We start from the raw sequence: 16,855 nt of genomic DNA, 5'->3' as shown, positions 1-16,855 counted from the left end.
GGCGCGCACCGCGGGCGAGGCCCCGCGCCGCCGCGCCGCAGCCCCTGCGGGCGAGGCGCCGCGCAGGGATCGCTCCTGGCGGGAAGGCGATTTCCGCGACGGATCGCCGGCCCCGGCCTTCCTGCGCCGCGGGAACTGAGAGTAGGGGGGAAGCCCCTCATTCTTCCGAACCCTGCGGCGTGGCCGCAGGGGACGCTCCCGGCGTGGCCTTCAGGACGCCAGGGCGCGCAGTGACCACGGAGGCGGCCGGATAGGGCGCCTGCGTGACGTTCGGGCGGCGCTGGCGGCGGATTCTCGGCTCCGGCCGAAGCGGCTATAGGGGGCGGCCCTCTTCACCGGGCCTTCCTGCCCTGCGAGAGTCCGTTCCCCAGCCGAGGACGCCCTCCCATGCGCATCGCCTCCATCCGCCAGGGCGTCGTGCCCATCAGCAGCGCCATCGCCAACGCCTACATCGACTTCTCCAAGATGACGGCGAGCGTCGTCGCCATCACGGTCGAGGACGGTGCCGGCAAGCGCGCCACCGGCTACGGCTTCAATTCCAATGGCCGCTACGCGCAGCCGGGCCTGCTGGCGGAACGCTTCGTGCCGCGCCTCGAGGGCTGCGACGAGAAGGTGCTCGCCGCCGCCGACGGCAGCCTGAACGTCGCCGGTGCCTGGGCAGCGATAATGAGGAACGAGAAGCCCGGCGGGCATGGCGACCGCTCCGTCGCGGTCGGCGTGCTCGACATGGCGCTGTGGGACGCGGCGGCGAAGCTCGAGGGCAAGCCGCTCTGGCGCCTCCTGGCCGACCGCCATCGGGGCGGGGAGGCGGACGAGGCCGCCTGGGTCTATGCCGCCGGGGGCTACTACTACCCCGGCAAGGGCGTGGATGCGCTGGTCGAGGAGATGAAGCGCTACCTCGGCCTCGGCTACACCACGGTGAAGATGAAGATCGGCGGCGCGCCCGGCACGCCGATCAAGGACGCGCTGCGCGAGGACCTCGCGCGCATCGAGGCGGTGCTGGAGCTGCTGGACGGCGACGGGTCGCGCCTCGCGGTGGACGTGAATGGCCGCTTCGGCCTGCATGCGGCGCTGGCCTACGGCGCGGCGCTCGAGCCGCTGAAGCTGCGCTGGTATGAGGAGCCTCTCGACCCGCTCGACTACGCGACGCATGCGACGCTCGCCGAGCATTACGGACCGCCGCTCGCGACGGGCGAGAACCTGTTCTCGATGCTCGATGCGCGGAACCTGATCCGGCATGGCGGGTTGCGTCCGGACCGCGACATCCTGCAGTTCGACCCGGCGCTCTCCTATGGCCTGGTGGAATACCTGCGCACGCTGGAGATGTTGGTGCAACACGGGTGGTCGCCGCGGCGCTGCGTGCCGCATGGCGGGCATCAGTTCGCGCTGAACATCGCGGTGGGGCTCGGCCTCGGCGGCAATGAATCCTACCCGGAGGTCTTCGCGCCCTTTGGTGGCTTCGCCAGCACGACGCCTGTCGTGGACGGGCGGATCCGTATGCCGGAGATGCCGGGGATCGGGTTCGAGGCGAAGAACGACCTGTGGGCGGTTCTGAAGGACCTGTGACAAGCGCGGGGGAGGGGAACCTCCCCCGCTCCCCCTCCCTTCTTTGATTTCCTGGCGCCGGGCCCTGAATGTCAGTCTCCAACTCCCAAAGAAGGTTGGGGGGCTCGGGGGGAAGTTCCCTTCCCCCCGACCTTCCTTCCGCCATCGCCGCCCGCTACGCCGGGCGGATCACGCAGGGCTTCGTCCGCGGCAAGCTGCGGGCCGACCCGGTGGTCCCCGTGCTGCTCGCGAACCGCAACCTCGGCCATGTGCTCGACCTTGGCTGCGGTCGCGGGCAATTGGCGATCGCGCTGCTGCTCGCGGGCGTGGCGGAGCGCGTCTCCGGCCTCGACCTCGACGCCGCGAAGATCGCCGCGGGCAATGCCGCCGCGCGCAACCTGCCGGCCCGCTTTGCCACGGCCGACCTGGCCACGGCGGAGATTCCGGCCTGCGACACGGTCCTGCTCATCGACGTGCTGCTGCAGATGCCGCCCGCGGTGCAGGATGCGCTGCTCGCACGCATCCTCGCCGCCGAGCCGCGCCGGATCCTGATCCGCGCCTTCGACCCGCAGCGCGGCTGGCGCAGCGCCTTCGGCTTCGCGATGGAGCGTGTCCGCCGCCTGCTTGGCGGTGACCTCGGCCTGGCGGGGGCGGTGGCGCCGCGACCGCTGCGGCAACTCGCCGCGCCGCTGGAAGGCGCGGGTTACGCGGTGACCCTCGTGCCCTGCTGGGCTGGCACACCATTGCCGAATGTGCTTCTGGTGGCGGAACGCTCATGATCCGCCGATTCCTCCCCGTCCTGCTCCTGCTCGCCGTGCCGGCCCGGGCGCAGCAACTGCCGGTGTTCGAACTCGGCGTCGCCGGCGGCGGCGGCTGGCTGCCGGCCTATCCGGCATCCGACCAGAACCAGTGGCGCGGCCTGGCGGTGCCCTACTTCATCTATCGCGGCAGCATCTTCCGCGCCGACGACCAGGGGCTGCGCGCGCGCGCCAATCTCGCGGACGGAATCGAGCTCTCGGTCAGCGCCTCGGGCGGGGTGAATGCGTCGTCCAACGACGTGACGGCGCGGCAGGGCATGCCGGACCTCGAATGGGTGGGGGAGATCGGGCCAACGCTGCGATTCACCCTCTGGCGAGGCGAGGACGAGGCCAGCCCGCGGCGCATCGTGCTCGACACCCCGGTGCGCGCGGTGTTCTCGACCGACTGGACCTCGGTCTCCTTCCGCGGCTTCACCTTCGCGCCGGACATCGCCTACGAGCAGGCGCATTTCCTGTCGCCCCATGCGCGGCTGCGGCTCTCGGCGGGTGTGGTCTTCGGCACGGAACGCTACGCGGACTACTTCTACCAGGTGGACCCGGAATTCGTCCGGCCCGGCCGCGGCGCCTATGACGGGAAGGCGGGCTATGTCGGCTCGCGCCTGTCGGTGTCCTACCGGCTGCCGTTGACCGAGCGGCTTTCCGTCGTCGCCGGCGGGCGCATCGAGAACTTCTCGGGCGCGGCGAATGCGGACAGCCCGCTCTTCCGCAGCGACTGGAACGTCTCGGTCGTCGCGGGCTTCGCCTTCTCCTTCTGGCGGTCGGAAGCGACCGTCGATGCGTCCTCCCAGCCCTTCGACTGAACGGCCGGTCAGCCGGCTTCGTCCAGGGCACGGCAGGGCGAGACGGCGATGTGCCCGTCCGGTGCCTCGTGGACATGCGCGTCGACGCGGTAGGCCCGGGCGATCGCCTCCTCCGTCAGCACGGTGCGCGGCGTGCCTGCCGCGAGCAGCCGCCCCTCCCGCAGCAGCGCGATCCGATCCGCGAAGCGCGCTGCGGCGTTGAGGTCGTGGATCGCGACCACCGTCACCAGGTCGCGCTGCCGCGTCAGGTCGCGCAACAGCGTGAGCAGCGCCAGCGCGTGGCGGATGTCGAGCGCGCTGGTCGGTTCGTCCAGCAGCAGGACCGCGGGTTCGGCGGCCAGCACCTGCGCGAGGAACACCATCTGCCGTTGCCCGCCGCTGAGTTCCCCGAGCAGCCGTCCCGCCAGGGCAGCGATGCCGAGGCGCCGCAGCACTTCGCCGGCGCGGGCGAGTTCGGCTTCCGGCACCCGCCAGCCGAGCGCGCGGCGACGGCCGAGGAGCACCGTCTCGAGTACGGTCAGCGCCGCCCGCGCGCCATTGTCCTGCGGCAGGAAGCCGATCGCCTCCCGCGTCGCGCCCTGCAGCGAGACGGTGCCGCCATGCCGCTGCAGCCCGGCGACGGCGCGCAGGAAGGACGACTTGCCGGAGCCGTTGGGCCCGATCAGCGCCAGCACCTCCCCGCCACGCGCATCGAGGCGGATGCCGTCGAGCGCCTTCCTGGAGCCGTAGCGCACCGAAAGATCCTGGACCGAGAGCCTCATCGCGCGCCCCTTACCAATGCGCGCGCCGTGCCGTCAGCACGAGCCAGGCGAAGAAGGGCACGCCCACCAGCGCGGTGACGATCCCGATGGGGAAGAGCGCGCCCGGAGAGACGGTCTTGCTCGCCACCGAGGCGGCGGAGAGCAGCAGCGCCCCGGCGAGCGCCGAGCCCGGCAGCAGCCAGCGATGGTCCTCCCCCAGCAGCATGCGCGCGAGATGCGGCGCGACCAGGCCGACGAAGCCGATGGTGCCGACGAAGGCAACCGCCGCACCGGTCGCCACCGCGACGATGGCGAGGGCGCGCAGCCGCAGCCCGCGCACGCCGATGCCGAGTGCCGCGGCGCGGTCCTCGCCGAGGCGCAGCGCCGTCAGCGCCCAGGCGTCGCGGGCGAGCAGGGGCGCGAGCGCCGCGAGGATGCCGGCGACGATCGCGAGCTTCGCCCAGGTCGCGCGCTGCAGGCTGCCGAACAACCAGAAGACGATCTGCTGCAATGCCTCGGGCGAGGCCATGAACTGCAGCAGCGCGAGCAGCGCCTGGAACAGGAACATGAGCGCGATGCCGGCCAGCACCAGCGTCTCCGCCGTCGCGCCGCGCAGCCCGCCGAGCAGCCACACGCAGGTGCAGGCCAGCGACGCGAAGAGGAAGGCGGAGACCGGCACGGCAACGGATTCCGCCACCGGCAGCCAGGTGCCGAGCACGATCACCAGCGCCGCCCCGAACCCCGCCCCGGCCGAGATGCCGACGGTGTAGGAGGAGGCGAGCGGGTTGTTCAGCACCGTCTGCATCACCGCCCCAGTGGTGCCGAGCGCCGCGCCGACCACGACGGCCATCAGCGCGACCGGCAGGCGGATGGACCAGACGATCGCATCCACCATCGGATCTTCGGCGAGGCGAAGGACCGAACGCGCCACCGCGGCCGGCGTGAGCATCGCCGGCCCCGTCGCCGCATCCAGCGTCACGCAGATGGCCAGTGCGGCAAGTCCCGCCGCCAACGCCGCCGCGCGCCGTGCCGAGCGGTGGCGCCAGGTCGTCTCCGGCGAGGCCGCGCTCAGCCCCGCCACGGGAGCATCCAGGTGCCGGAGAAGGGCACCGGCAGGAAGCTCGCGTGGTATTCGGCCAGCGCGGCGACCGGGTCGGCATCGGCGAAGGCGCCGGGCCAGAAGCGCTTCGCCATGTAGAGCATCGCCGTGTCGTCGAAGAGCGTGCGGCAGAGCCCGTGCTCGATGGCGTGCAATTCGCCGGATCGGATCGCGCTGAGGCTCCCCCAGCCTGGCCGGGCCGCATAGGGATCGAGGCTCCGCCGCGTCACATCCGGTGGCACGTCGTAGCCCGTGCGGACCGCGCGTGGCCGGTTCGCCCACGAGGAAGCGCCGATGAAGATGAATTGCGGGTCGGCGGCGAGCACCGCCTCGGCCGCGATCGGCCCGTAGCTGCCCGGGATGCGCCCCTCCGCGATGTTGAACGCGCCGAGCAGGTCGAAGATGCGGCCCCACATCGTGACCGGCGCGTAGCTGTTGCCGACCACCTCGGCGCCGCCCTGGCCGAGTTCGATATAGGCGCGCGGCTTCACCCCGCCCGACGCGCGCGCGGCACGCTCGAGGATGCCGCCGACATTGCGGCGGTAGCGCTCGGCCAGCGCCTCGGCCCGTTCCGGCGTGCCCATGGCCGCGCCGATGGCGCGGGTGGAGGCGACGTGTCGTTCCAGGGTCTGCGCGTTGTAGTCGAAGACCAGGACCGGGATGCCCGCGGCGGCGATCTGCTGGCGTGCGGTCTGCGCCGCCGTCCAGGCCCAGGCCGGCATCATCAGGAGGTCCGGCCGCAGGCCGATCACCTTCTCGGCCGCGAAGGTGCCCTCGTCGGTGTTGCCCACGTCGGGCAGGCCGGCAAGGCGCGGGATGGCGGCCCGGTAGCGGGAGAAGATCGCCGGGCGCCAGCCTTCCCAGACGATGCGGTTCATGCCGACCACGCGGCCCCACGCCTCGGGGCCGGCGACGGCGGTGAACTCCTCATAGTTGAACATCACCACGACGCGTTCGGGGCGCGCGCCGACCACCACCTCGCGCCCCAGCGCGTCGGTGACGGTGCGGGTCGTGGCGAGCGCCGGCGCCGCGGGCAGCAGCGCGGCCCCGGCGAGCAGGGGCCGCCGGCCGAAGGCGCGTCGATGCGCGCGGGTCATGGCGGTGCCTCCGCCGTCAGTGGTGGCTGTCGCCGCGGGCGCCCGCGGCTTGCACCGCGAGTTCGACCTGGATTTCGCCCGCCCGCTCGAAGCGCAGCGTCAGCGGCACGCGCGTGCCCTGCACCAGCGGCTGGGCCAGGCCGACCAGCATGACGTGATACCCGCCGGGGCGGAGTTCGACCGTCTCGCCGGGCGCGATGACGATGGCCTCGACCGGGCGCATGCGCATCACGTCGCCGTCGCGCACATGGGTGTGCAGTTCGACCGCGCGGGCGATGGAGGCGGAGGCGGAGAGCAGCCGGTCCGGCTGGGTCCCGGTGTTCCGCAGGCGCATGAAGCCGGCGCCGGTGGCATTGGCACCGGCGGCGCGGGACCAGGGATGGCCGATGGCGATGTCGCCGGCCGTGTAGTCGTGGGCCTGGGCGGGGAGGGCGAGGGCGGCCGGCAGGGCGGCGAGGATCGTGCGACGCAACATGGGATTATCCTTCGGAATGACGTGGAGGCGCGCGCAGCGGTCGCCGTGCGCGTGGGGTGTCAGCCGAAGGCGGGTGGTGCGCGTGGTCCGGAGGGAGGCCCACGTGCCGGCGGCGGCAGGGCCTCCGGCGCTGCGGGGTGCCAGGCAGGCCCCGTGGCGACCGTCATCACCGGCAGGGCAACGGCAAGCGGTTCCGGCAGCACCACCTGCGGCAGTCCGTGGCATCCTGGGCAGAAGCCTTCGTCCGGCGCATGGCCCGACATCTCCTGCCCGTCCGGTCCGAGATGGATGGTGCGCATCCCGTCCGGGGAGCAGAGCACCGTCTCGAGCGCTGCGGGCACCGTCGCCATCGCCAGGCAATGCGCCGGAGCCAGCACGACCTGCAGCAGCAGGACTGCGGCGATCAGGCGCGCAACGGGGCGAAGGCGGCGGAACACGCGACTCACCTAGACCCCGCGCGAGACGCGGGCAAGGACGGCGTCACGCCGCCGCGCGGACGGCGAGGTCGTACTCCACCTCGGGCGTGTAGACCGAGGCCTCCTTGCCCAGGCGGGAGGAGAAGAGGGTGAAGTACTCCACCCGCACCGGCTCGGCGCGGAAGAGGTTGTGGGCCTGCACGAAGGAGATGACCTTCTCGGGCGGCGCGCGCTCGGTGCGCGCGATCGTCAGGTGCGGCGAGAAGCGCTTGCGCTCCGGCGGCAGTCCGATGCGCTGCAGCGCGGTTTCCACCTTGCCCTGCAGGTGGGTCATGGCATCGTTGCGCTCCACCCCCACCCAGAGCGCATGGATGCGCCCGGCCTTCTCGAAGGTGCCGAGGCCGCGCAAGGAGAGGTCGAAGGCATTGCCGCGGATGGCCGTCAGCGCGTCGTCCACCTCCTGCGCGCGCCAGTTCTCGATTTCGCCGATGAAGCGCAGGGTCAGGTGGTAGTTCTCCGGCGGCACCCATTTCGCGCCGGGGATGCCGCCGACGAGGGTCGCCACCCGCTCGCGCAGTTCGGAGGGAAGGGCGAGGGCGACAAACAGGCGCAGCATGGACTTGCCCCCTTCACAGTGCCGCCGCTGTCCGCCTTCCAGGGGGCCTGCCACCCCCGCGAACAGAGGCCGGTCAGCCCGCCGGCACCCGGCCCAGCAGCGATTCGACCACCGGAAGCATGCGACGGACCAGTTCCGCGACGCCAGCCTCATTGGGGTGGATGCGGTCGGGCTGGTTCAGCTCGGGGTTCCCGGCGACGCCCTCGAGCAGGAAAGGATAGAACACGACGTCCGGCCGGGCCTGTGAAAGGCGCGTGAAGGTGGCCGCGAAGTCCCGCCCGTAATCCGCGCCGAGATTGGGCGGCGCCAGCATGCCGGCGAGCATCGTCGGCAAGCCTCGCGCCTTCAGCGCATCGAGGATGGCGGCAAGGTTCGCCTCGGTGGCGCGCGGTTCGATGCCGCGCAGCCCATCATTGCCGCCCAGCGCGACGATCACCGCCTGAGGCTGGTCCGCCAGCGCCCAGTCGAGCCGCGCCCTTCCGCCCGCGGTGGTGTCGCCCGAGACGCCCGCATCGATGACGCGGACCTGGTGGCCCTTCTCCCGCAGAGCAGCCTCGAGTCGCGCCGGCAGGCCCTGGCCACGCGCCAGGCCGTAGGCGGCAGTGATGGAATCGCCGAGCATCATCAGCCGGATCTCGCGCGCCGCGGCGGGCCTCGCCGCGAGCAGCGGCAACACTCCGATACAGGCCGAAAGTTGGCGGATGGCGGACCGGCGCCCATATCGGTCCGGAAGCCGCGGAACCAGAAACGACATGGATGCCCTTCCACACCACGCCCCGGGACCCGCCGGGGCGCCCGCCGGATCGCCGCTGATCGCGGCCGCCGGGCTGGCCTTCAAGGTGAGGGCCCAGTCCGGGGAGATCAATATCCTCCGCGGCGTGGACCTGACCGTGGGGGCAGGCGAGGCCGTCGGCATCGTGGGGCCGTCCGGCTCGGGCAAGACCTCGCTGCTGATGCTCCTGGCGGGACTCGATCGCCCGACGGGCGGGACGCTGACCGTCGCCGGGCACGACCTGACGCGGATGGACGAGGACGCGCTCGCCCGTTTCCGGCGCGAGCATGTCGGCATCGTCTTCCAGGCCTTCCACCTGGTGCCGACCATGAGCGCGATCGAGAATGTCGCCGTGCCGTTGGAATTCGCCGGCCGTGCCGATGCCTTCGACCGGGCGGAGGAGGCGCTGAAGAGCGTCGGCCTCGGCCACCGCCTGACGCATTATCCCGGCCAGCTCTCGGGCGGGGAGCAGCAGCGCGTCGCCCTGGCCCGTGCCTTCGTTGCACGACCGCACCTGCTGCTGGCGGACGAGCCGACCGGCAACCTCGACCGCGGCACCGGTGCCCACGTCATGGATCTGCTCTTTGGCCTGCGCGAGCGTTTCGGCACCACGCTGCTGCTGATCACCCACGATCCGCTGCTGGCCGCACGCTGCGAGCGCCAGGTGCGCATCGAGGACGGGCGGATCGTCGCCGACGGCGCGCGCTGATGGGCACGCTGTCGCTCGCGCTGCGCTTCGCGCGGCGGGACCTGCGCGGGGGCGTGAAGGGGCTGCGCATCGTGCTCGCCTGCCTCGCGCTCGGCGTTGCCGCGATCACGGCCGTGGGAACGCTGCGCGCGGGCGTAGAGGCCGGCATCCACGCAGACGGCGCGCGCATCCTGGGGGGCGATGTCGAGGTCGCCTCCCAGCAGGGACCCCTGCCCGGGGCCGCGCAGGACTGGCTCGCGGCGCGCGCGGCGCGGCTTTCCCGCGTGACGGCGATGCGCGCCATGGCGGTGGCGCCCGATGGCGAGCGGACGCTCGTCGAACTCAAGGCCGTGGACGCGGCCTATCCGCTGTTCGGCGAATTCGTTCTCGACCCCCCGGGCCGCCTCGCGCCGGGCGAGATCGCGGTGGAGCGCGTGGTGGCCGACCGGCTGGGCGTGCAGCCGGGGGCCACGATCCGCCTCGGCGATGCGCGCTTCACCCTGCGCGGCGTCATCGCCGCCGAGCCCGACAAGGTGACGAGCCCGTCGATCCTCGGCCCGCGCGCCATGATCGCGCTCGCCGACCTGCCGGCGACGGGGCTGGTGCAGCCGGGCAGCCTGGTCACCTGGGAATACCGCCTGGCGCTGCCCGAGGGCGCCGACCGCCGCGCGGTGGCCGAGGCATTGCGCGAGGCCTTCCCGCAGAATGGCTGGCGCGTCCGCACCTCGGATGCCGCGGCGCCGGCGGTGAACCGCTTCGTCGACCGGGCCGCCTTCTTCCTGACGCTCGCCAGCCTGACGGCGCTGCTGGTCGGCGGCATCGGCGTCGCGACCGGCGTGCAGTCCTGGCTCGACCAGCGGGCGCGGACCATCGCGACGCTGCGCTGCCTCGGCGCTTCGCGCGGCGTGATCTTCGCGACCTACCTGATGCAGGTGCTGGCTTTGTCGGCCTTCGGCATCGCCGTGGGCCTGGTCGCCGGCTTCGCGCTCACGGCGGCCGGCGCGGCGGTGCTGGCCGACGCGCTGCCGGTGCCTCCGCGCCTCGCGCTCTACCCGCAGGTGCTGGGGTTGGCGGCGCTCTATGGGCTGCTGACGGCGGTCGCCTTCGCGCTCTGGCCGCTCGGCCGGGCGATGGAGATCCCCGGTGCGGCGCTGTTCCGCGACACGCTCCAGCCGTCCGGCGCGCGCCCGCGCCTCGCACTGGTGGCGGGGACGGTGGCCGCGGGCGGCTTGCTGGGGGCGCTGGTGATCGGCACGGCGGAGAACCGCGCCTTCGCCATGTTCTTCGTCGGCGGGGCGCTGGGCACGCTCCTGCTGTTCCGCTTCGGGGCCTTCGGACTGATGGCGCTGGCCCGGCGCTTCCGCGGTGTCCGGCGGCCGGCGCTGCGGCTCGGCCTGGCCAACCTGCACCGGCCAGGGGCACCGACGCCGCTGATCCTGGTCTCGCTCGGCATCGGGCTGACGACGCTCGCTGCCGTGGCGCTGATCGAGGGCAACCTGCGGCGCCAGATCTCCGAGCAACTGCCCGCCGCGGCGCCAAACTTCTATTTCATCGACATCCAGTCCGACCAGGCGCGCGATTTCGACCGCGTCGCCGCGGCGCAGCCGACGGTCAGCGAGGTCAAGCGCGTGCCGTCCCTGCGCGCGCGCATCGTCGCGGTGAACGGCGTGCCGGCCGAGCAGGTGCGCACCACGCCCGAGACCGCTTGGGCGCTGCGCGGCGACCGCGGCCTGACCTATGCTGAGACCCCGCCCGAGGGCACCCGCATCGTCGCCGGGCAATGGTGGGCGCCCAATTACCGCGGTGCGCCTCTGGTTTCCTTCGACGCCAACCTGGCGCGCGGCTGGGGGATCGGGCTCGGGGACACGATCACGGTCAACGTGCTCGGCCGCGACATCCCGCTGACGATCGCGAGCCTGCGCGACATCGAATGGCGCGGGCTCGGCCTGAACTTCGTGCTGGTCGCCTCCCCCGGCCTGCTCGAGGCCGCGCCGCACACCCACATCGCCACCCTGCGGTCCGACACGGCGCGCGAGGGCGCGGTGCTGCGCGCCATCAGCGAGGCCTTCCCCAACATCTCCGGCATCCGCGTGCGCGACGCGCTGGAGCAGGTGGCGGCGCTGCTGGGGCGCATCGGCACGGCGCTGTCGGCCACCGCGTCCCTGACGCTCGCCGCCGGGGCCCTGGTGCTGGCCGGCGCGGTGGCGGCGGGGCAGCGGCGGCGGGTGCGCGACGCGGTGGTGCTCAAGACGGTCGGCGCCACGCGGGCACAGATCCGCCGGGCGTTCCTGGTGGAGTTCGGCCTGCTCGGCGTGACGGCGGGAGTGATCGCCGCCGCCGCCGGCACCGCCGCGGCCTGGGGTGTCGTGCGCTTCGTCATGGGGGGCGAATGGGTCTTCCTGCCGGGGACGCTCGCCGTCACGGTGCTGGCCTGCACGGCGCTGACGCTCGCCTTCGGCTACGCCGGGACGGCGCTCGCACTGCGCGCCAGGGCGGCCCCGCTGCTGCGCAACGAGTGATCAGGGCCCCTACTGCGCCGCGTTCCGTTCCGTTACAGTCGCGCGGCCGGAACCATCTGGCCGAAGCCACACCGAGGAACTGCCATGCCGCATTCTCCCCGCGCGCGCCTGAAGCTCGCCGCGATCATCGCCCTGCCGCTGCTGGGCCTTGGCGCCTGCGCATCCACCCCGCCGCAGCCGGTTACCCCGCCGGCGCCGACCGTGGTTTCCACGGCGAAGGAAGCGGTTGGCGTGGTCGAGCGCGTGGACGCGCGCACCCGCCAGGTCACCATCCGCACCCCGAGCGAGGGCCGCGTGACGGTGACGGCCGGGCCGGACGTGCAGAACTTTGCCCAGATCCGCCGCGGCAACCATGTCCGCGTCCGCTTCGAGGAAGCCGTCGCCGTCCAGCTGGCGCCGCGCGGCACCAGCCTGCCTCCGGAGGAGGCCGTCGGCGTCGCCCGCGCCGAGACCGGCCAGCGTCCGGCCGGCGCCGTGGTGCGCACGACCCGCGCCACCGTGACGGTGAACAGCGTCGACGCCACCAACAACACCGTGACCTTCACCGGCCCGCGCGGCGTGCGCCGCACGGTCGCCGTCCGCTCGCCGGAGATGCAGGCCTTCATCCGCACCGTCCGCCCAGGCCAGCAGGTCAACGTCGTGATCGCCGAGGCCATGGCGCTCTCGGTCGAGCCGGCCAACCAGTAACGCCAGGGCGCGCCGGCCTCATCGTGCCGGCGCCCCGTTCCGCCCCCGCCCAGCGGCGGGGGCGGTGCACCGATCCGGGGGGGGGGCTGAAGCAAACCTCCTGTTGATCGGAATGACGAAATCTCCATATTCAGGACGCAGGGGGAATCATCCCCCACAGGAGGAGTCTTCAACGTCATGGCCTTTGGTCCCGACACTCGATTCACGACGGGTGCGCCTGGCTGGGGTCGCGCCGCGACCGCCGACGCGGCCGCCGTCGATGCCGGGCTGCGGTCCTACATGCTCCGGGTCTACAACTGGATGGCCTCGGGGCTGTTGCTGACGGGCATCGTCGCGTACGTCATCGCCAATTCTCCCGACCTGATGAACCTGTTCTGGTCCGTGGGCCGCGCGGCGAACGGCATGCGCGTGGTGCAGCCGACGATCCTCGGCTGGGCCGCGATGCTCTCGCCGCTCGCCTTCGTGCTGGTGCTGTCCTTCGGCATCAACCGCATCAGCAAGACCACCGCGCAGCTGCTGTTCTGGCTCTTCGCCGCGGCGATGGGCGCCAGCATGTCCAACATCTTCCTGCGCTACACCGGCCAGTCGATCGCCACGACCTTCTTCGTGACCTCGGCGATGTTCGCGGGCATCAGCCTCTACGGCTACACCACGAAGGCCGACCTGACGCGCATGGGGTCGTTCATGATGATGGGCCTGATCGGCATCATCGTCGCGAGCCTGGTGAACATCCTCCTCGCCTCGAGCGCGCTGGCCTTCGCCATCAGCATCATCGGCGTGGTGGTGTTCGTCGGCCTCACGGCCTACGACACGCAGCGCATCAAGGCCGACTACCTCGCCTATGCCTATGCGGAGGGGACCGATGGAGCCGGCAAGCGCAGCGTTCTGGACGCGCTGGCGCTCTACCTGAACTTCGTGAACCTTTTCCAGATGCTGCTCTCGCTGTTCGGCCAGCGGCAGGGCGACTGACCTGACCGCCCTGTTCGGGCGGGCAAGGGCCCTGGGGAGAGATCCCCAGGGCTTTTTTATTTTGCGCGATTGATTCATCTTTTTGAGATCAATTGCGGGATTGACGATAAAAATTATGCATCCTAGTGGTCACGTAACCGTGTGGTTCTGGCCGCGTCGCGCTATCGATTCGCCGTCCACATTCGACGCGGCCACATAAGGAAACCGCGATGGCGCGCGCGCTGAACGTCGGCGTTCTGGAACTGCTCCCCTGCGCGGCGGCATCCGAATGGGCCCACCTGCCCGGCGTGGCCCCGTTCAAGCGCCGGTTCGCCAGCGTCATGCCCCAGGCCGTCGCGGTCTGGGCGCGGCAGATGGGGCACCGGGTCACCTACGCCACCTGGTACGGCCAGGCCGACCCGACCGAGCTGCTGCCAGGCGAACCCGACATCGTCTTCATCTCCACCCGCAGCCAGAGCAGCGCCCTGGCCTATGCCCTGGCGCGGCTCTATCGCCAGCGCCGGGTGCGGACGGTGATCGGCGGGCCGCATGCCGCCAGCTTCCCGCGCGACTGCGCCCGCTTCTTCGACGTCACGGTCACCCGCTGCGACCGCGCCCTGCTCGCCGACATCCTCGGCCAGGATCCACGCCCCGGTACCGTCCTGGCGAGCGAGCGCCCACCCGCGGACCTCCCTTCGATCGAAGAGCGCCTGCCCGAACTCGAGGCCAGCATCCTCGACCAGGGCCGGCCGCGGCTGGCGACCGTGATCCCGCTCCAGGCGGGCACCGGCTCTCCCTGGGGCGGCGCCCACCGCACCGAGCGGGACTGCGCCAGTCTCCCGCGGCCTGCCGAGTCGCTGGCGGCGGATCTCGCCTTCGTCGCGCGCCGCTTCCCCCGCACGCTGCTCGGCTTCCAGGACGACGATCTCGGCATCCACCTGGACCAGACGCTGGACCTGCTCGAGGCGGTGCCGCGCGCGCACCGCAGCCGCTACCTGATGCGGTGCCCGATGGGGATGCTCACCCCCGCACGGCAGCGGCGGCTGGCGGAAACCGGTTGCCTTCACGTCGCGCCGGGCATCGGGGCCTGGACGGAGCACGGCGGCGATGTGCCCTTCGGCGCAGCCGCCGGGCCGGATCGGGCCGGATTGCCGGCCGATGCATTCATGGCTCTGCGCCGCCACGTCCCCGGGTTGCAGGCTGATGTCGTGCTCGGCCTCGATGCTGACCGGGGCAGCGAACCCTTCGCGCTCATGCGCGACTTCATGCGCCGGCTTCCCTTCGTCTGGCCGAACATCGACATCGCCACGCCCCATGGCGGGACGCCGTTGCACGAAGCGGCGGAGCGGGAGGGCAGGCTGCTCGAGGCAATGCCGCTGGCGCTTTACGGCTCGCCCTACCTCGCGATGGTGCCGCGGGAGTATGAGCCTGCGGAATTCTACGAACGGCTGGTGCCGCTGATGGAGGATTCCGTCTCCCTGCCTCTCACGCTCCGGCGCCTGGCGCTGCGCGATCCGCTGGCGCTGCGGCTGGCCCGCCTCGCCCGGACTGCCGCGGTGCGGCGGGGCATCGCCGAGATGCGCGCAGTGCGCGACCTGCTGCGCAGCGACCCCGCCATGCGGGCCTTCCACGCCGGCGGCGGCGGCGACCTGCCGCGCTTCTATGGGGCGCGGCTCGCCCGCCGCCTCGGCCACTACCGGGACCTGCTGACACCGGCCGACCTCCGGCCGCTGCACGGTGCACCGCTCCCGCTCGCGCCACGGCAAGCCGCCCGCGGGATGACCTCTGCGCTGGCGCAGGCAGCGGAATGATGCGTCCGGCATTATCGCCGGGCGTATCCGCACGCCGGCTGGCGGGGCGGTGGCGACCACCCACCACGAGCCTGCGATCGCTGCCGCCGGCATGACGCCGACGCCCGGCTTGTCCGGCGCCGCGCAGCGTGACTATTCCCCAGCATGCACCGGCCGCTGCTCGTCACCATCGCCAACCAGCGCAGCGGGACGAAGTTCCTCGGCGCCGCGCTGAACGCCGGAACGCGGCTCCGCTCCTTCGGGGAGCCCTTCAAGCCGCCTCCACCGGCGACGCCTTTCCCTGCCTTCGCCGCCGCCTGGATCGCCGGGCATCCCGGCTTCGCCTTCCGCGGCACCGAGATCGAGGCGATGCTTGACGCCTTCCTCGACAGCCTGGCGGCGCGCGCGGCCGAGGCTGGGCGGATCGCCCATCTCGACGTGATGTACAACACGCTCGGGGGGCTTTCCGGCATCTGGACCTGGCCGGTCCGCGGGGAAGGGGAGAGCGTGATCTGCCGCGTGCTGCGCGCCCGCGGCGCCGCCGTGCTGCACCTGGTGCGGGAGAGCGTCGCGGATTGCGTCGCGAGCCGGCTGATCGCCAATCACCGCGGCTACCACCGGCGGGAGCCCTTGAGCGAGGCGGAGCGCGCCCTGCGCCTGACGATCGACCTGCGCGCGGCGGAGCGCGAGATGCGCGCGATCCTGACGGCGCGCGACTTCGTCCGCCGGGCATTCCGCGGCCATGGGGCCTATCTGGAACTGACCTACCCCGACTTCGTCGCCGGGGCTTCGCTAGCGCCCGGGGTCCCGTTGCAGCTCGCGGACCTTATCGGCATCCCTGGGCCGGAGGGCGTCGCCGGCCCGTGCCGGCTGGTTCCGAGCGCGCCCGACAAGGCCGAGGCGATTCTCAACTGGTCGGAACTTCAGGCCCTCGAGGCGCGCATCCGGGCGGGCGGACGCCATCCAACCCCCACCACCGCGGATGCAACCGGACGTCCCATATCCTGACCGGCCGCCCTCGAATGCTGCCAGTCGCGGGTCCGGCACAGCCAGGTTGTGCGGATTTGCGGCGCCCCGCGAGGTGCAGGGCAAGACAACAGGCCCCGGAGGCCGGTGAAACGGGCCGCTCGCATCACCGATCCCGGCCGGCGTGAGTCCGGCCAGGGGACTCAATCCTCGATCTTGGCAGCCTTCTCCGCCTTCTCGCCCTTCTCGGCCTTGCCGAGATAGGTCAGCATCTTCTCGATCGCGGCCGGCTTGTCGGACCTGTCGATCGCGGCAACCTCGGCCGCGAGGCGGTCGAGCGCCTGCTCATAGATCTGCCGCTCGGAGAAGGACTGATCCGGCTGTCCGGCATTGCGGTGCAGGTCGCGCACCACCTCGGCAATCTGGATCGGGTCGCCGGAGTTGATCTTCGCCTCGTATTCCTGTGCGCGGCGCGACCACATGGTGCGCTTGATGCGCGCGCGGCCCTTCAGCGTGTCCAGCGCCTGCTGCATGTTGGCGCCAGCGGCGAGCTTGCGCAGCCCCGAGGAGGCAGCCTTGTTCACCGGGACGCGCAGCGTCATCCGGTTCTCCTCGAAGGTCACGACGATGACCTGCAGGGAGTAGCCGGCGGCCTCGACCGTCTCGATGCCCTGGACCTGGCCGACGCCATGGGTTGGGTAGACGACGTAGTCGCCGGCCTTGAAGTCCTCCTTCGGCCGAGGTGCGGCGCGGCTCGCGGTGGCGGATGCCAGCGGGGAGGCGGTGGGCCGGTGGGTCGGCGGCGGCAAAGAAATCGGCGCACCGCGCGGCACGGGGGGCGGCGCCACTGCGCGCGCCGGGGCCGGCGGCGGAGGCGCA

At 72.2% G+C, this 16,855-nt stretch carries 17 protein-coding genes; 9 read left to right on the top strand and 8 right to left on the bottom strand.

Annotated elements, in window-relative coordinates; genetic code table 11:
- The first annotated feature begins 387 nt into the window (after positions 1-387).
- The 3 genes from GXW76_RS21435 (at position 388) to GXW76_RS21425 (ending at position 3,163) form a co-directional block, all read left to right on the top strand.
- Positions 388-1,566: an enolase C-terminal domain-like protein gene (locus GXW76_RS21435; protein WP_211864146.1), complete on the top strand. Its 1,179-nt coding sequence runs from the start codon at positions 388-390 to the stop codon at positions 1,564-1,566.
- A gap of 68 nt (positions 1,567-1,634) precedes the next feature.
- Positions 1,635-2,324: a methyltransferase domain-containing protein gene (locus GXW76_RS21430; RefSeq protein ID WP_211864145.1), complete on the top strand. Its 690-nt coding sequence runs from the start codon at positions 1,635-1,637 to the stop codon at positions 2,322-2,324.
- A complete protein-coding gene (locus GXW76_RS21425; RefSeq protein ID WP_211864144.1) occupies positions 2,321-3,163 on the top strand; it encodes a MipA/OmpV family protein in 843 nt (280 codons plus the stop codon). The genes GXW76_RS21430 and GXW76_RS21425 overlap by 4 nt, the downstream gene beginning before the upstream one ends.
- An 8-nt stretch (positions 3,164-3,171) precedes the next feature.
- On the opposite strand, the gene GXW76_RS21420 is transcribed toward GXW76_RS21425, so the two are convergent.
- The 7 genes from GXW76_RS21420 to GXW76_RS21390 form a co-directional block, all read right to left on the bottom strand.
- Positions 3,172-3,924 (bottom strand): ABC transporter ATP-binding protein, encoded by a 753-nt coding sequence (locus tag GXW76_RS21420; RefSeq protein ID WP_211864143.1) that lies wholly within the window; start codon positions 3,922-3,924, stop codon positions 3,172-3,174.
- A gap of 10 nt (positions 3,925-3,934) precedes the next feature.
- A complete protein-coding gene (locus tag GXW76_RS21415; RefSeq protein ID WP_338151011.1) occupies positions 3,935-4,984 on the bottom strand; it encodes a FecCD family ABC transporter permease in 1,050 nt (349 codons plus the stop codon).
- A complete protein-coding gene (locus tag GXW76_RS21410) occupies positions 4,972-6,099 on the bottom strand; it encodes an ABC transporter substrate-binding protein (protein ID WP_211864142.1) in 1,128 nt (375 codons plus the stop codon). Before GXW76_RS21410 ends, GXW76_RS21415 begins: the two co-directional genes overlap by 13 nt.
- A gap of 16 nt (positions 6,100-6,115) precedes the next feature.
- Positions 6,116-6,574, bottom strand: a complete 459-nt coding sequence (locus GXW76_RS21405) for a copper chaperone PCu(A)C (RefSeq protein WP_211864141.1) — start codon at positions 6,572-6,574, stop codon at positions 6,116-6,118.
- Positions 6,575-6,633: 59 nt separating this feature from the next.
- Complete coding sequence (locus GXW76_RS21400; RefSeq protein ID WP_211864140.1) at positions 6,634-7,011, bottom strand: DUF2946 family protein; 378 nt, start codon at positions 7,009-7,011, stop codon at positions 6,634-6,636.
- Between the two features lie 43 nt (positions 7,012-7,054).
- On the bottom strand, positions 7,055-7,606 hold the full coding sequence (gene thpR, locus GXW76_RS21395; protein WP_211864139.1) for an RNA 2',3'-cyclic phosphodiesterase: 552 nt from the start codon (positions 7,604-7,606) through the stop codon (positions 7,055-7,057).
- Between the two features lie 73 nt (positions 7,607-7,679).
- Positions 7,680-8,282 (bottom strand): arylesterase, encoded by a 603-nt coding sequence (locus tag GXW76_RS21390; protein WP_338151010.1) that lies wholly within the window; start codon positions 8,280-8,282, stop codon positions 7,680-7,682.
- A 76-nt stretch (positions 8,283-8,358) separates the two neighbouring features.
- On the opposite strand from GXW76_RS21390, the gene GXW76_RS21385 reads away from it, so the two are divergent.
- From GXW76_RS21385 to GXW76_RS21360, 6 genes are all read left to right on the top strand, one after another.
- Positions 8,359-9,087: an ABC transporter ATP-binding protein gene (locus tag GXW76_RS21385; RefSeq protein ID WP_211864137.1), complete on the top strand. Its 729-nt coding sequence runs from the start codon at positions 8,359-8,361 to the stop codon at positions 9,085-9,087.
- Positions 9,087-11,585, top strand: a complete 2,499-nt coding sequence (locus tag GXW76_RS21380) for an ABC transporter permease (protein WP_211864136.1) — start codon at positions 9,087-9,089, stop codon at positions 11,583-11,585. Before GXW76_RS21385 ends, GXW76_RS21380 begins: the two co-directional genes overlap by 1 nt.
- Positions 11,586-11,669: 84 nt before the next feature.
- Positions 11,670-12,272, top strand: coding sequence for a hypothetical protein (locus GXW76_RS21375; protein WP_211864135.1), 603 nt, complete (start codon positions 11,670-11,672; stop codon positions 12,270-12,272).
- A 177-nt stretch (positions 12,273-12,449) separates the two neighbouring features.
- Entirely contained in the window at positions 12,450-13,241 is a 792-nt protein-coding gene (locus GXW76_RS21370; protein ID WP_211864134.1) for a Bax inhibitor-1/YccA family protein, read from the top strand.
- A 209-nt stretch (positions 13,242-13,450) separates the two neighbouring features.
- A complete protein-coding gene (locus tag GXW76_RS21365) occupies positions 13,451-15,031 on the top strand; it encodes a hypothetical protein (RefSeq protein WP_211864133.1) in 1,581 nt (526 codons plus the stop codon).
- A gap of 144 nt (positions 15,032-15,175) precedes the next feature.
- On the top strand, positions 15,176-16,018 hold the full coding sequence (locus GXW76_RS21360; protein WP_211864132.1) for a hypothetical protein: 843 nt from the start codon (positions 15,176-15,178) through the stop codon (positions 16,016-16,018).
- 161 nt (positions 16,019-16,179) lie between these two features.
- On the opposite strand, the gene GXW76_RS21355 is transcribed toward GXW76_RS21360, so the two are convergent.
- On the bottom strand, positions 16,180-16,855 hold a 676-nt coding region (locus GXW76_RS21355; RefSeq protein WP_246514587.1), incomplete at its 5' end, for a CarD family transcriptional regulator.

It is taken from the genome of Neoroseomonas soli (assembly GCF_018129065.1).
GTDB classification, from domain to species: Bacteria; Pseudomonadota; Alphaproteobacteria; order Acetobacterales; family Acetobacteraceae; genus Neoroseomonas; species Neoroseomonas soli.
Note: the sequence above shows the minus strand (reverse complement) of the source record. Positions and strands in the feature narration are given on the sequence as shown.

What these genes read in the sequence shown, in the direction of transcription:
- GXW76_RS21435 (WP_211864146.1), top strand. Translation starts at nt 388, where the DNA reads ATGCGCATCGCCTCCATCCGCCAGGGCGTCGTGCCCATCAGCAGCGCC.
- GXW76_RS21430 (WP_211864145.1), top strand. Translation starts at nt 1,635, where the DNA reads ATGTCAGTCTCCAACTCCCAAAGAAGGTTGGGGGGCTCGGGGGGAAGT.
- GXW76_RS21425 (WP_211864144.1), top strand. Translation starts at nt 2,321, where the DNA reads ATGATCCGCCGATTCCTCCCCGTCCTGCTCCTGCTCGCCGTGCCGGCC.
- GXW76_RS21420 (WP_211864143.1), bottom strand. Translation starts at nt 3,924, where the DNA reads ATGAGGCTCTCGGTCCAGGATCTTTCGGTGCGCTACGGCTCCAGGAAG.
- GXW76_RS21410 (WP_211864142.1), bottom strand. Translation starts at nt 6,099, where the DNA reads ATGACCCGCGCGCATCGACGCGCCTTCGGCCGGCGGCCCCTGCTCGCC.
- GXW76_RS21405 (WP_211864141.1), bottom strand. Translation starts at nt 6,574, where the DNA reads ATGTTGCGTCGCACGATCCTCGCCGCCCTGCCGGCCGCCCTCGCCCTC.
- thpR (WP_211864139.1), bottom strand. Translation starts at nt 7,606, where the DNA reads ATGCTGCGCCTGTTTGTCGCCCTCGCCCTTCCCTCCGAACTGCGCGAG.
- GXW76_RS21385 (WP_211864137.1), top strand. Translation starts at nt 8,359, where the DNA reads ATGGATGCCCTTCCACACCACGCCCCGGGACCCGCCGGGGCGCCCGCC.
- GXW76_RS21380 (WP_211864136.1), top strand. Translation starts at nt 9,087, where the DNA reads ATGGGCACGCTGTCGCTCGCGCTGCGCTTCGCGCGGCGGGACCTGCGC.
- GXW76_RS21375 (WP_211864135.1), top strand. Translation starts at nt 11,670, where the DNA reads ATGCCGCATTCTCCCCGCGCGCGCCTGAAGCTCGCCGCGATCATCGCC.
- GXW76_RS21370 (WP_211864134.1), top strand. Translation starts at nt 12,450, where the DNA reads ATGGCCTTTGGTCCCGACACTCGATTCACGACGGGTGCGCCTGGCTGG.
- GXW76_RS21365 (WP_211864133.1), top strand. Translation starts at nt 13,451, where the DNA reads ATGGCGCGCGCGCTGAACGTCGGCGTTCTGGAACTGCTCCCCTGCGCG.
- GXW76_RS21360 (WP_211864132.1), top strand. Translation starts at nt 15,176, where the DNA reads ATGCACCGGCCGCTGCTCGTCACCATCGCCAACCAGCGCAGCGGGACG.